This window comes from Burkholderia sp. BDU5, assembly GCF_001522845.1.
Lineage (GTDB): Bacteria > Pseudomonadota > Gammaproteobacteria > Burkholderiales > Burkholderiaceae > Burkholderia > Burkholderia mayonis.
In genome coordinates this window covers 138811-152151 of record NZ_LOWC01000045.1, presented here as the reverse complement: position 1 = coordinate 152151, position 13341 = coordinate 138811, and the positions used below count along the sequence as shown (strand labels likewise).

Annotated in this window: 12 protein-coding genes; 6 read left to right on the top strand and 6 right to left on the bottom strand. The window is 68.5% G+C overall.

Annotated features, from left to right (window positions below):
* Positions 1–256 precede the first annotated feature (256 nt).
* Positions 257–1063, bottom strand: a complete 807-nt coding sequence (locus tag WS69_RS08975; protein WP_059470426.1) for an EAL domain-containing protein — start codon at positions 1061–1063, stop codon at positions 257–259.
* A gap of 268 nt (positions 1064–1331) precedes the next feature.
* On the opposite strand from WS69_RS08975, the gene WS69_RS08970 reads away from it, so the two are divergent.
* From WS69_RS08970 to fahA, 6 genes are read left to right on the top strand one after another with little or no spacing between them, the layout of a single operon-like run.
* Positions 1332–2288, top strand: a complete 957-nt coding sequence (locus tag WS69_RS08970; protein WP_059470425.1) for an MBL fold metallo-hydrolase — start codon at positions 1332–1334, stop codon at positions 2286–2288.
* An 18-nt stretch (positions 2289–2306) separates the two neighbouring features.
* Entirely contained in the window at positions 2307–3968 is a 1662-nt protein-coding gene (locus tag WS69_RS08965; protein ID WP_059470424.1) for an FAD-dependent oxidoreductase, read from the top strand.
* A gap of 34 nt (positions 3969–4002) precedes the next feature.
* Positions 4003–4233: a DUF2783 domain-containing protein gene (locus WS69_RS08960; protein WP_059470423.1), complete on the top strand. Its 231-nt coding sequence runs from the start codon at positions 4003–4005 to the stop codon at positions 4231–4233.
* Positions 4230–4868, top strand: a complete 639-nt coding sequence (locus WS69_RS08955) for an MFS transporter (RefSeq protein WP_331457972.1) — start codon at positions 4230–4232, stop codon at positions 4866–4868. Before WS69_RS08960 ends, WS69_RS08955 begins: the two co-directional genes overlap by 4 nt.
* 18 nt (positions 4869–4886) lie before the next feature.
* A complete protein-coding gene (gene hmgA / locus WS69_RS08950) occupies positions 4887–6221 on the top strand; it encodes a homogentisate 1,2-dioxygenase (protein WP_059470422.1) in 1335 nt (444 codons plus the stop codon).
* Entirely contained in the window at positions 6218–7522 is a 1305-nt protein-coding gene (gene fahA, locus WS69_RS08945; RefSeq protein ID WP_059470421.1) for a fumarylacetoacetase, read from the top strand. Before hmgA ends, fahA begins: the two co-directional genes overlap by 4 nt.
* A gap of 373 nt (positions 7523–7895) precedes the next feature.
* Here the strand turns inward: fahA and WS69_RS08940 are convergent, their stop codons facing one another.
* The 5 genes from WS69_RS08940 to WS69_RS08920 all read right to left on the bottom strand — a co-directional run bounded on the left by WS69_RS08940 (position 7896) and on the right by WS69_RS08920 (position 13312).
* Entirely contained in the window at positions 7896–9065 is a 1170-nt protein-coding gene (locus WS69_RS08940) for an MFS transporter (protein ID WP_059470420.1), read from the bottom strand.
* A gap of 162 nt (positions 9066–9227) precedes the next feature.
* Positions 9228–10397: an MFS transporter gene (locus WS69_RS08935; RefSeq protein ID WP_059470419.1), complete on the bottom strand. Its 1170-nt coding sequence runs from the start codon at positions 10395–10397 to the stop codon at positions 9228–9230.
* 115 nt (positions 10398–10512) lie between these two features.
* Positions 10513–11172: a 5,6-dimethylbenzimidazole synthase gene (gene bluB / locus WS69_RS08930; RefSeq protein WP_059470418.1), complete on the bottom strand. Its 660-nt coding sequence runs from the start codon at positions 11170–11172 to the stop codon at positions 10513–10515.
* 108 nt (positions 11173–11280) lie between these two features.
* Complete coding sequence (locus tag WS69_RS08925) at positions 11281–12285, bottom strand: 2-hydroxyacid dehydrogenase (RefSeq protein ID WP_059470417.1); 1005 nt, start codon at positions 12283–12285, stop codon at positions 11281–11283.
* Between the two features lie 46 nt (positions 12286–12331).
* Positions 12332–13312, bottom strand: coding sequence for a LysR family transcriptional regulator (locus WS69_RS08920; protein ID WP_059470416.1), 981 nt, complete (start codon positions 13310–13312; stop codon positions 12332–12334).
* Positions 13313–13341: the final 29 nt, after the last annotated feature.

The following is a 13341-nucleotide window of genomic DNA, read 5'->3' as shown; positions in this document are numbered from 1 at the left end:
TGACGTAGCGCGGGCGCGGCCAGGGGCGCCGAGGCGATGCGGGCGCTTTCCGGCGCTGCATCGTATCGGGCGTGCGGCACGTGGGTCGAGCGCGTCAGGCGCGGCGAGGGTCGCCGGCGCGAGGCGCGGTCAGCGATTTCGACGGTTCCAACTTTTCAGATGCGACGCTGCAAGCGCCGCGCGGCGCCGCACAAGTCGCGCAACACATCGCGTTCGTCCCGCTCGACGCACCGTGCACCAAGCATTCCCCGATCCGTCAAACCGCGGCCGGCTGCGAGAACACCGGTCCTTGCACGAGCCGCACGTCGTACTGACGCAGCAGCTCGAACTGCGTCTCGTCGACGACGTGATCGAAGATGAGCGGAATGCGCACGCGATGCGCATAGCCGACGAGCGCCTTCACCATCCCTTCCCGCAGCGCGATCGCGGCGTCCATCTTGATGTAGTCGGGCCGCGCCATGTCCGATTCGACGGCGAGGATCCGCCCCGGATCGGGCAGCTTGTCAGCGACCTTGAAGCCGTAGTGCTGATAACTCTTCGTCAGATAGCCGAGGAACGTCTTGTGCGCGACGGCCGCGGCCGGCAGCTCGATCACGACGCGCTCGGGCGACAGCCCGAACCCCTCGAGCACGCTCGAGAAGTGCTTGCCGTGGTCGTACTTGACGCTCTTCAGCAGCCGCTCGTGCACGCGCAGGAACAGCAGTCCGTGCCGCTGCGCGCCGAAGAAGTTGATCGCGTGCAGGCTGCGCGCGAGCCGGTCGAGCGCGACGAGCTCCTGATCGTCGGCGACGGCATCGATCGGATCGAACGGCGCGCCGCCCATGTGCGTGATCGCCTGGAAGCCGAGTTCGTCGCCGTAGCGCTCGATCGCGTCGGTGAGCGATGTCGATTGCGGCGCGCCCGGCATCGACACGTCGTAGATGGGCTCGTATGCGCTTTCCAGTTTGAGATCGCGCAGGTGCGCGTACGCGCTTTGCGCGCCGTCGTCGAGTGCGAGGTGCTCACACAGGAACGGCAGCTTGCCCGCACGGGCGACGAGTTCGGGAATGGTGGGCGGAACCATGGACTCCGGATGGAAGAAATGTGGCCGAAACGGCCACCGTATATGAACGATAGTAGCAGCGCCGGGCGCGATTGGCTGCGCGAGTTGTTCATATCGATATTGGCTCCGCTATTGGCTCCGCGCCAGCGCCTAGGGTATACGTTAATTTCACTAATCGTAATTGGTTTTACTATTCGTAAATCATGACGTTGACATAGATCAAGCAGTCAGACGCGCCGCTTGTCCGACGAAAGCGGCGCATCCCTCAATACGGAGCAAGGAGCGACAGATGGCGGGTGACAAGAAATTTGCATCGCAGGCGGACCTGACCGAGAAGAAGGTGACGTTCGAACGCCTGTCCGAGCACGCGTACGCCTATACGGCGGAAGGCGATCCGAACACGGGGATCATCGTCGGCGACGACGCGGTGCTCGTCGCCGACACGCAGGCGACGCCCGTGATGGCCGAGGACGTGATCCGGCGGATCCGCGAAGTCACCGACAAGCCGATCAAGTACGTGCTGCTCACGCACTACCACGCGGTGCGGGTGCTGGGCGCGTCCGCGTACGGTGCCGATCATGTGATCGCGAGCCAGGACACGCGCGACCTGATCGTCGAGCGCGGCGCGGCCGACATGAAGAGCGAGATCGAGCGCTTTCCGCGCCTGTTCCGCTCGGTCGAGTCGGTGCCGGGCCTCACGTGGCCGACGCTCACGTTCAAGGGCGAGATGACGCTTTGGCTCGGCAAGCTCGAAGTGAGGATCATGCAGCTTGGCCGCGGTCACACGAAGGGCGACACGGTCGTGTGGCTGCCGCAGGAGAAGGTGCTGCTGTCGGGCGACCTCGTCGAATACGGCGCGACGCCGTATGCGGGCGATGCGTATTTCCAGGACTGGCCGCACACGCTCGACGCGATCGCGGCGCTCAAGCCGGAGAAGCTCGTGCCGGGCCGCGGCGCCGCGCTGAAGACGCCGCAGGAAGTCGCGGACGGCCTCGCGGGCACGCGCGCGTTCGTGAGCGAGCTGTACGCGAAGGTGAAGTCCGGTGCGGCGGCGGGCAAGGATTTGAACGCGATCTACAAGGAATCGTATGCGGAGCTGAAGCCGAAGTTCGGCGAGTGGGTGATCTTCGACCACTGCATGCCGTTCGACGTGACGCGCGCGTTCGACGAGGCCACGCAATATCCGGATCCGCGGATCTGGACGGCCGAGCGCGACAAGGACATGTGGCAAACCCTGGAAGGCTGAGCACGGCGGGCGGCGATCATGACTATCGATTATCAGACGCTCAAGTTCGATTATCGTCCGCGCGCCGCCGGCGCCGACGCGGGCGAGCCGCACCCGGCGGTCGTCGTCGGCGCGGGGCCCGTCGGGCTCGCGGCGGCGATCGATCTCGCGCAGCAGGGCGTGCCCGTCGTGGTGCTCGACGACGACGACACGCTGTCGACCGGCTCGCGCGCGATCTGCTTCGCCAAGCGCACGCTCGAGATCTTCGATCGTCTCGGCTGCGGCGAGCGGGTGGCGCAGAAGGGCGTGAGCTGGCACGTCGGCAAGGTGTTCCTGCAAGACGAACTGATTTACGCGTTCGACTTGCTGCCCGAGGCCGGGTACGCGCGGCCGGCGTTCGTCAACTTGCAGCAATACTACGTCGAGGGCTATCTGGCCGAGCGCGCGTTCGAGCTGCCGAATCTCGATCTGCGCTGGAAGAACCGCGTGACGGGAATCCGGCAGACGCCCGACCATGCGGAGCTCGAAATCGACACGCCGGAAGGGCCGTACACGCTGCGCGCGCGCTACGTGATCGCGGCCGACGGCTCGAAGAGCCCGCTGCGCGCGATGATGGGCCTCGACAGCCGCGGCCGCACGTTCAAGGACCGTTTCCTGATCGCCGACGTGAAGATGAAGGCGCCGTTTCCGGCCGAGCGCTGGTTCTGGTTCGATCCGCCGTTCCATCGCAATCAGTCGGTGCTGCTGCACCGTCAGCCGGACGACATGTGGCGCATCGATTTCCAGCTCGGCTGGGACGCCGATCCCGTCGCCGAGAAAGCGCCGGAGCGTGTGGTTTCGCGCGTGCGCGCGCTGCTCGGGCCCAACGTCGAGTTCGAGCTCGAATGGGTGAGCGTCTATACGTTCCGCTGCCAGCGGATGGGCAGCTTCCGGCACGGCCGCGTGCTGTTCGCGGGCGACTCGGCGCACGGCGTGTCGCCGTTCGGCGCGCGCGGCGCGAACAGCGGCGTGCAGGACACCGACAACCTCGCGTGGAAGCTGAAGCTCGTGCTCGACGGCCAGGCGCCCGATCGCCTGCTCGACACGTACGCCAGCGAGCGCGAATTCGCGGCCGACGAGAACATCCGCAACTCGACGCGCTCGACCGATTTCATCACGCCGAAGAGCCCGATCTCGCGCGTGTTCCGCGACGCGACGCTCAAGCTTGCGCGCGATTGCGAGTTCGCGCGCAAGCTCGTCAACAGCGGCCGGCTGTCGGTGCCGGCGGTGCTCGCCGACTCGCCGCTCAATACGCCCGATCGCGCGGGCGACGCGTTCGAACGCGCGCCGGTTCCGGGTGCGGTCGCGCTCGATGCGCCCGTGCTCGCGAACGGCGAGCCCGGCTGGCTGCTGCGGCATCTGAAGGACGGCTTCGCCGGCGTCCTGTTCGGCTCGATCGGCGATGCGCCCGCGCTCGTCGACGCGACGCGCGGCCACGCGCTGCCCGTCGCGCCCGTGCTCGTCGTGCCGAAGGGCGAAGCGCGCGCGGTGGCGGGCATCGACGTGATCGAGGACAGCGAAGGGCTCGCCGCGCAGCGCTACGACGCGCATCCCGGCACGTTCTACCTGCTGCGTCCGGACCAGCACGTCTGCGCGCGCTTTCGCGCGGCGGACGCGAGCGCGGTGCGCGCGGCGCTCGCGCGCGCGATCTGCAACGCGTGAGCAACACATATCGACAGAGACCAGGAGACACCCGATGCACCTCGACGCTCGCTTGCGTCTGTCCGATCCGGACGCATTCTACGAAGCGCTGATCGACATGCACCGCGACTTGCCCGACAGCGAGAGCCAGCTCGTCAACGCGAAGCTGATCCTGCTGCTCGCGAACCAGGTCGGCGATCTCGACGTGCTGCGCGAAGCGATGGCGCTCGCGCGCGGCGGCGCGATGACGCTCGACGGCGCGCCCGGCGCGTCGGCGCCGAAATGACCGCGCCCGCCGCCGCACGCGTGCTCGACGAAATGCACCGGCCCGCGTTTCACGTGATGCCGCTCGCGCGCTGCGGGCCGTGTCTCGTGATCGGCGGCTTCGATGCGCAGGCGATGGGCTACGTCGCGCCGAGCGTGATGCGCGACGCGGGCTACGCGAGCGGCACGGCCGTCGTCGTCGGCACGGTGCTGCAGACGGGCGGCGTGATCGGTACGCTGTCGCTCGGCTGGTTCATCGAACGGCACGGCTTCGCGCGCGTGCTGCTCGCGTGCTTCGCATGCGCGACGATCGCGGTCGGCCTGATCGGCTCGGTCGCGCATGCGTTTCCCTGGCTGCTCGCAGCCGTGTTCGTCGGCGGCTTTTGCATCGTCGGCGGACAGCCCGCGGTCAACGCGCTCGCGGGCCGTCATTACCCGACGTCGCTGCGCTCGACGGGCATCGGCTGGAGCCTCGGCGTGGGCCGCGTCGGCTCCGTGCTCGGGCCGCTCGTCGGCGGGCAACTGATCGCACTTGGCTGGTCGAACGATGCGCTGTTTCACGCGGCGGCCGTGCCGGTGCTGTGCTCGGCCGTCTTCGTGATCGGCCTCGCGAGCGTGACGCGGCGGCGCGGCGCGGCCGCGCCGAACGTCGCTTGAATGGAGAGAACGACAATCATGACACTGGATTTTTCGAAACCGGGCGAAGCGGGCTACCAGAGCGGCTTCGCGAACGAATTCGCGACCGAGGCGCTGCCGGGCGCGCTGCCGCACGCGCGCAACTCGCCGCAGCGCGCGCCGTATGGGCTCTATGCGGAGCAGCTGTCCGGCACCGCGTTCACTGCGCCGCGCGGCCACAACCGCCGGTCGTGGCTGTACCGGATCCGGCCGGCCGCCGTGCATCGGCCGTTCGAGCTCGTGTCCGGCGAGCGTCGGATCGTCGCCGACTTCGGCGATTCGGACGACGTGCCGCCGACGCCGCCGAACCAGTTGCGCTGGGACCCGCTGCCGATGCCCGCGCAGCCGACCGATTTCGTCGACGGCTGGGTGACGATGGCGGGCAACGGCTCCGCCGCCGCGATGAGCGGCTGCGCGATTCATCTGTACGCGGCGAACCGCTCGATGCGCGACCGCTTCTTCTACAGCGCGGACGGCGAGCTCTTGATCGTCCCGCAGGAAGGGCGGCTCTTCATCATGACGGAGCTTGGCCGGCTCGACGTCGAGCCGTTCGAGATCGCGGTGATCCCGCGCGGCGTGCGCTTCTCGGTCGCGTTGCCGGACGGGCACGCGCGCGGCTATCTCTGCGAGAACTTCGGCGCGCTGCTGCGGCTGCCGGATCTCGGGCCGATCGGTTCGAACGGGCTTGCGAATCCGCGCGATTTCCTGACGCCGAACGCGTCGTACGAAGACCGCGAAGGCGCGTTCGAGCTCGTCGCGAAGCTAAACGGCCGGCTTTGGCGCGCGGACATCGATCATTCGCCGTTCGACGTCGTCGCGTGGCACGGCAACTACGCGCCGTACAAGTACGACCTGCGTCACTTCAACACGATCGGCTCGATCAGCTACGACCATCCGGATCCGTCGATCTTCCTCGTGCTGCAGTCGCAAAGCGATACGCCGGGCGTCGACGCGATCGACTTCGTGATCTTCCCGCCGCGCTGGCTCGCGGCCGAGGATACGTTCCGCCCGCCGTGGTTCCATCGCAACGTCGCGAGCGAGTTCATGGGCCTCGTGCACGGCGTCTACGACGCGAAGGCGGAAGGCTTCTTGCCGGGCGGCGCGAGCCTGCACAACTGCATGTCGGGCCACGGGCCGGATGCGGACACGTTCGAGAAGGCTTCTTCGATCGATACGTCGAAGCCGAACAAGGTCGGCGACACGATGGCGTTCATGTTCGAGACCCGCACGCTGATCCGTCCGACGCGCTTCGCGCTCGACACGGCGCAATTGCAGGCGAACTACTTCGAATGCTGGCAAGGCCTCGAAAAACACTTCAACCCGGAGCAACGATGAGCGCTATCCCCGGCGCGCTGCGCGCGACCCTCGATCCTTCCCGTAAGAGCTGGCTCGACGCGGCGAACGACGCCGCGTGCGATTTCCCGATCCAGAACCTGCCGTTCGGCATCTTCAGCGATGCGCGCCATCCGGCGCGTCGCGCGGGCGTCGCGCTCGGCGATGCGATCGTCGATCTCGCCGAGCTCGCACGCGCGGGCCTGCTGACGGTGCAGGGCGGAGCGGCCGTGTTCGAGCGGCCGTCGCTGAACGACTTCATCGCGCTCGGCCGCGACGCGTGGCGCAGCGTGCGCATCCAGTTGAGCGCGCTCTTCGAGCGCGGCGATGCGCGGTTGCGCGACGACGCCGTGCTGCGCGCGCGCGTGCTCGTCGCGCAGCGCGACGCGACGCTGCATCTGCCCATCGACATTCCCGGCTACACCGATTTCTACTCGTCGAAGGAGCACGCGACGAACGTCGGCTCGATGTTTCGCGATCCGAAGAATGCGCTGTTGCCGAACTGGTCCGAGATGCCGATCGGCTACAACGGCCGGGCGTCGTCGGTCGTCGTGAGCGGTACGCCGGTGCGCCGGCCGAATGGGCAACTGAAGCTGCCGGACGGCGATCGCCCGGTGTTCGGCGCGTGCCGCAAGCTCGACATCGAGCTGGAGACGGGCTTCGTCGTCGGCCGCGGCAATGCGCTCGGCGAGCCGATCGCGTGCGAGGACGCGGAGTCGCACATCTTCGGAATGGTGCTCCTGAACGACTGGAGCGCGCGCGACATCCAGCAATGGGAATACGTGCCGCTCGGGCCGTTCAACGCGAAGACGTTCGCGACGTCGATTTCGCCGTGGATCGTCACGCTCGACGCGCTCGAGCCGTTCCGCACCGAGCAGCCGAAGCAGGAGCCGGAGCCGCTCGCGTATCTGCGCCACGGCGGCAAGCACGCGTTCGACGTCGAGCTCGAAGTGCGCCTGAAGCCGGACGGCGCGGCGGACGCGACGGCGATCTCGCGCACGAACTTCAAACACATGTACTGGACGATGGCGCAGCAGCTCGCGCATCACACGGTGTCGGGGTGCAACACGCGGGTCGGCGATCTGATGGGCTCGGGCACGATCAGCGGGCCGACGCAGGATTCGTTCGGCAGCCTGCTCGAGCTGACGTGGAACGGCAAGGAGCCGATCGCGCTCGCGAGCGGCGGCACGCGCACGTTCATCGAAGACGGCGACGAGCTGACGCTTGCCGGCTGGTGCGAGGGCGATGGGTATCGCGTCGGCTTCGGCACGTGCGTCGGGAAGATTCTGCCGGCGTTGAGCTGATGACGCGGTAGGGCGCGCAGCGGGCCGCGACGCCTTGTGCGATCGACGTCGCAAAAGGGCGGTGCGAAAGGACGGCGCGCGGTCATCGAATCGGGCGCTTGCGGCTTCGAGGCTGCAAGCGCCCGCGTTGTTTTGGCATCGTGTCTTGGTTTCGCGATACCGCCGCGCGATTGGACCCGGTGTCGCCCGGCGCGACGCCAGTGGACGGGGGCGAGCATCGACACGGGCGCGCCGTTTCGCTCGATGCTCTCGCGTGACGGATTCGCGTCGCGCATCGATGGTGGGAGCCTCGGGCGGTGTGCGTGTCAGAACGCATTCGCGTGCTCGACGCGACGACCACGGCCATCTTGATCGACGCGATCACCGCATCGCGTCACCGCTCTTGCCGAGCGGCTTGCACCGGCAACGCGCGCCGCTCCCACAGCGCCGCGCCGACGAACGCGAGCGCCGACACGATCAGCACGCCGATCAGCGCATCGCCGCCCAACTGCTTCATCAGCGCGCCCGCGACGAGCGGCCCGCCGAAGCTCGCCGCGCTCCAAGACGCCGACACGAGCGAGCTCGCCGTCACGAGCGCCGAGCCGCGAAAGCGCTGCCCGCATGCAACGAGCGACAGCGTGTAGACGCTGCCCGCCGCCGCGCCGAGCACGAAGAGAAGCGGCCAGCAGAGCCACGGCGTCGCGACGACGGCGGGCAGGAGCGGCAGCAGCGCGAGCACGACGCAGCCCGCGCCGATGTGCACGCGTTCGCGGCCGAGCTTGTCGGCGAGCCAGCCGATCGGGAACTGCATCGCGGTGTCGCCGAACAGCAGGATCGCCGCGAGCAGCACGGCCGTATCGCTCGCGACGCCGCGCTCCATCGCGAAGAGCGGCAACAGCGACAGCGCGAGCGTGTCGAACAGCGCGAAGAACGCGGTGCCGACGATGAGCGCGGGCATCTTCGGCATCACGCGCGTCCAGCGATCGTGCGCTTCGTGATGCGGCTCGTCGCCGACAGGCGTCTTGCGGATCGACGCGAGCGACGGCAGCGCGAGCAGGAAGAGCGCGCCGCTCAGCGCGAAGCGCGCGTTCGTCATCCCGGCGATCTGGCTGACGAGCACGGGGCCCGCCATCTGGAACAGCGTGAAGTTCGTCGCGTAGATCGCGACGACGCGTCCGCGCGTCGCATCGTCGGCGAGCTGGTTGACCCACGCCTCGCCGATCGTGAAGAGCAGCATCAGCGCCGCGCCGCAGACGACGCGCAGCACGCCCCAGACGACGAGGCTCGACGTGAACTGCATCAGCGCGGTCGCCGCGGCGAGCACGAGCACCGATGCGACGATGACCTGCCGCGCGCCGAGACGCTTCGTGATCGCCGACACGAACGGCACGACGACGAGGCCGCCGCCTGCCTGCGCGGCGGTCAGCATGCCGACGATGTCGGTGCCGTGGCCCGCTTCGGTGAGCGCGAGTGCGGTGAGGGGGAGCGTGGCGCCCGTGCCCAGGCCGACCACGGCGACGCTGAGAATGAGCGCGAGGAAATCGCGGGTGAGGATCGTCTTCATAACGGCCGTGATGCTACACCGGCGGGCGGAATCGCTCCATCGCGATGCGTGTTGCGCGGTCCGGCGGAGCCGACGCGTCGGTCGGGCATGCGCGAGGACGAGCGTGTGCTGCGGGAACGGCGGCGTTCGGTGCGCGCGGCGAACGAAACGTCGCCGTCGGCGTCACGCGCATTCGGCGGGCCCCGCGATCGCGCGCCGTTCGAGCGACGCCGACCACAACGTCAGCGCGAGCGCCGCCGCCGCGAGCGCGGCGCCCGCCCACGGCAGCTTCGCGAGCGGCACGCCCGCGTGGATCGCGGCGCCGCCCAACCAGGCGCCGAGCGCGTTGCCGAGATTGAACGCGCCCTGGTTGAGCGTCGACGCGAGATTCGGCGCGTGGCTCGCGCGATCGACGATCAGGATCTGCAGCGGCGGCACGATCGCGAACGCGAGCACGCCCCATACGAAGATCGTCGCGAGCGCAGGCAACGGCGCGTGCATCGTGCCCGCGAACGCGGCGAGCACGACGCCGATCGCGGCGAGCGTCGCGACGAGCGACGGCATCCGCCGCCAGTCGGCGAGCTTGCCGCCCACCGTGCCGCCGACCGTCAGGCCGAGGCCGAAGAGCAGCAGCACGAGCGTGACGTCGTGAGGCGTGAAGCGCGTCACGTCTTCGAGGATCGGCGTGATGTACGTGAACACGGTGAAGAGGCTCGCCGATGCGAGCACGCTGATGCCGAGCACCATCAGCACCTGTGGATTGCGCAGCACGCCGAACTCGCGCGCGATGCCCGCCGCGGGCATCTCGAGGCGCTTCGGCACGCAGACGGCGAGCGCCGCCGCCGCGAGCGCGCCGATGCCGGTGACGGCCCAGAACGTCGCGCGCCAGCCGAACGCCTGCCCGAGCGCGGTGCCGAGCGGCACGCCGAGCACGTTCGCGAGCGTCAAGCCCGTGAACATCAGCGCGATCGCCTGCGCGCGCTTGTTCGGCGCGACGAGGCTGCTCGCGACGACCGAGCCGATCCCGAAGAACGCGCCGTGGCAGAACGCGGTGACGACGCGCGCGATCATCAGCGACGCGTAGCCGGGTGCGACCGCGCAAAAGAGATTGCCGACGATGAACACGCCGATGAGCGCGAGGAGCGCCGCCTTGCGCGGCATCTTCGCGGTGACGACGGCGAGGATCGGCGCGCCGATCGTGACGCCGAGCGCATAACCGGACACGAGCATGCCCGCCGCCGGAATCGACACGCCGAGATCGCGCGCGACGTTCGGCAGGAGGCCCATGATGACGAACTCGGTGGTACCGATACCAAATGCGGCAACGGCAAGGGCGAACAGGGGCAGTGGCATCGGAGACTCGCGGGAGGGCCGCCGCCTCCGGCGCCGCGGGATGCGGCGCGCCGATGGAAGCGCTCGGGACAGCCGCGATTTTATCTCAGGGAAAACCCCCGTGTTCGGGGCCTGATCAGGTGTTGCGCGCAGGCATCGGCGCGGCGTTCCACGCGTTTTCGTACAGGCATTCGTCGAGCGGCAGCCGCGCGGCCCAGCGCGCCTCTTCGAGCATCGGCTTCGCATAGAACGCATCGACGTGACCGAGGCACAGCACGGCGATCGGTTTCGCGCCGTCGGGCATCGCGAGCAGCCGGCGGAGCGCGTCGACGTCGAAGAGCGACACCCAGCCCATCCCGAGCCCTTCGGCGCGAGCGGCGAGCCACATGTTCTGGATCGCGCACGCAGCCGACGCGAGGTCCATCTCCGGCAGCGTGCGGCGGCCGAAGACGTGCCGCTCGCGTCCGTCGGCGAGCGCGACGACGAGGAGCTCGCCGCATTCGCGCACGCCTTCGACCTTCAGCCGCATGAATTCATCGTGGCGCTCGCCGAGCGCATCGGCGGTCGCGCGGCGCTCCGCGTCGACGAGCCCGTGGATGCGTTCGCGCAGCGCGGGATCGGTCACGCGGATGAAGCGCCACGGTTGCATGAAGCCGACGCTCGGCGCGTGATGCGCGGCGCGCAGCAGGCGGGCGAGCACGGCGGGATCGACCGGGGCGGACGTGAAATGGCGCATGTCGCGCCGCTCGAAGATCGCCCGATAGACGGCGGCGATCGCGGGTTCGTCGAAACGCATGATGGACTGGCAAGGCGGGTGGAGGCGAATCGCCGCAACGATAGCAGACTCGCGCGACGCGCCAATAAGGGGTTCAGCCGACTTGATGAGGCTCGGCTGCGCTCGCCGTCACCCCTGCCGTGCAGCGTCGACGACGTTCTGCGGCGTGCCGTCCTGCCACGCGCGGATGTTCGACAGCGTCGTATGCGCGATCTCCGCGAGGGCCTCGCGCGTGAAGAATGCCTGGTGCGACGTGACAATCACGTTCGGGAACGTCAGCAGCCGCGCGAGCACGTCGTCCTGCAGCGGGCGGTCGGAATGGTCTTCGAAGAAGAGTCCGCTTTCCTCCTCATAGACGTCGAGCCCGAGGTGCCCGAGCTGGCCCGTCTTCAGCGCGTCGATCAGCGCCTGCGTGTCGACGAGCCCGCCGCGGCTCGTGTTGATCAGCATCGCGCCCGGCTTCATTCGCGCAAGCGCGTCGGCGTCGATCAGATGATGGGTGGTGGGCATCAGCGGGCAGTGCAGGCTCACGATGTCCGATTCCGCGAGCAGCGCGTCGAGTGTCACGTAGCGCACGCCGAGCGCGATCAGCGCATCGTCGTGCGGCGGCAGCGAATGCGCGAGCACGCGCATCCCGAAGCCCGCCATGATCCGCGCGAACACGCTGCCGATGAGGCCCGTACCGACCACGCCGACCGTCTTGCCGAAGAGATCGAAGCCGAGCAGCCCGTTCAGCGAGAAATCGCCTTCGCGGGTGCGCGCGACGGCGCGCGGCAGGCGTCGGTTGAGCGCGAGGATCAACGCGACCGCGTGCTCGGCGACCGCGTGCGGCGAGTACGCGGGCACGCGCACGACGGTGAGCCCGAGCCGGGCGGCCGCCGCGAGGTCGACGTGGTTGAAGCCCGCCGAGCGCAGCGCGACGACGCGAGTGCCGCCCGCGGCGAGCGCCCCGAGCACGGCCGCGTCGAGCGTGTCGTTGACGAACGGACACACGACCTCGTAGCCGCGCGCGAGGACCGCCGTCTCCGCATCGAGATGGGAAGGCTGGAAATGCAGCCGGTAGCCGAACGATTGATTGGCGGCGTCGAACGAGTCGTGGTCGTACTGCCGGCTGCTGAAAAGAATGATGCGCACGCTTTGCCTCCGGTAAAGGTGCGCATCAGTTTACTTCAGTCGGGCGTCACTGGAGCCCGGCGACGACGTCGGGACGCTTGGCCGTGCCGGCCTCGCGCATGAAGTAGTGGCCGTTCGTTTCGGTCTTCTGGCCGCCGAGGTGGTACAGCGCGTGCTCGACGAAGCTGCGGGTGCGCGCCGGCAGGAACTGGCGGTTCGGATAGACGATCGACAACTGCGTGTCGGGATCGTCGATCCGGTAGTCGCCGAGGATCCGCACGAGCTCGCCGCTTTCGAGCGCGTCAGCGATGTAGCTTTCCGGCAGCACCGAGATGCCGGTGCCGGCGAGCGTCGCCGCGCGCACCATCGACGCACTGTTGACCGTGTAGACGGGCTGCAGCGACACGACGTGCGTGAAGTGGTCCGGATCGACGAAGCGCCAGGTCGACGAGTGCTGGTCGGCCGGCAGCGCGATGCACGAATGGCGGACGAGATCGTCCGGACGGTGCGGCGCGCCGTGCCGTTCGATATACGAAGGCGCGGCGCACAGCGCGAGCGTGTTCGGCATCAGCGGATGGCCGATCAGCGCTGGATTGCCGTCGAGACGGCCGCCCGTGACGAGGCCCGCGTCATAGCCGGCTTCGATCACGTCGAGCGGACCTTCGGTCAGCGTCAGCTGTACGCGCACCTTCGGGTACTGACGACGGTAGCTGTCGACGAGGGGAGTGACCCGGCCGGGCGACAGCAACCCGGACACGGCGACGCGCAGTGTGCCGACGGGCTCGTGAACCGCCCGCTCGACGGAAGCCTCGAGCTGATCGAACTCCTCGAGTAGCGCCCGGCAGCCGTCGAGGTAGCGGATGCCCGCTTCCGTCAGCGACAGATTGCGCGTCGTGCGATGGATGAGACGCGTGTTCAGATGGGTTTCGAGCATCGCGATCGAACGCGTGACGAGCGCATTCGATACGCCGAGCTTCCGCGCCGCCCGCCGGAAGCTCTGCAGTTCTGCAACACATACGAAAACACGCATGGTCTGGATTTGGTTCATAGCTTTCGTTGGCCCATTAAATGATTATG

What these genes read in the sequence shown, in the direction of transcription:
- WS69_RS08970 (WP_059470425.1), top strand. Translation starts at nt 1,332, where the DNA reads ATGGCGGGTGACAAGAAATTTGCATCGCAGGCGGACCTGACCGAGAAG.
- hmgA (WP_059470422.1), top strand. Translation starts at nt 4,887, where the DNA reads ATGACACTGGATTTTTCGAAACCGGGCGAAGCGGGCTACCAGAGCGGC.
- WS69_RS08960 (WP_059470423.1), top strand. Translation starts at nt 4,003, where the DNA reads ATGCACCTCGACGCTCGCTTGCGTCTGTCCGATCCGGACGCATTCTAC.
- WS69_RS08940 (WP_059470420.1), bottom strand. Translation starts at nt 9,065, where the DNA reads ATGAAGACGATCCTCACCCGCGATTTCCTCGCGCTCATTCTCAGCGTC.
- bluB (WP_059470418.1), bottom strand. Translation starts at nt 11,172, where the DNA reads ATGCGTTTCGACGAACCCGCGATCGCCGCCGTCTATCGGGCGATCTTC.
- WS69_RS08975 (WP_059470426.1), bottom strand. Translation starts at nt 1,063, where the DNA reads ATGGTTCCGCCCACCATTCCCGAACTCGTCGCCCGTGCGGGCAAGCTG.
- WS69_RS08920 (WP_059470416.1), bottom strand. Translation starts at nt 13,312, where the DNA reads ATGAACCAAATCCAGACCATGCGTGTTTTCGTATGTGTTGCAGAACTG.
- WS69_RS08935 (WP_059470419.1), bottom strand. Translation starts at nt 10,397, where the DNA reads ATGCCACTGCCCCTGTTCGCCCTTGCCGTTGCCGCATTTGGTATCGGT.
- fahA (WP_059470421.1), top strand. Translation starts at nt 6,218, where the DNA reads ATGAGCGCTATCCCCGGCGCGCTGCGCGCGACCCTCGATCCTTCCCGT.
- WS69_RS08965 (WP_059470424.1), top strand. Translation starts at nt 2,307, where the DNA reads ATGACTATCGATTATCAGACGCTCAAGTTCGATTATCGTCCGCGCGCC.
- WS69_RS08955 (WP_331457972.1), top strand. Translation starts at nt 4,230, where the DNA reads ATGACCGCGCCCGCCGCCGCACGCGTGCTCGACGAAATGCACCGGCCC.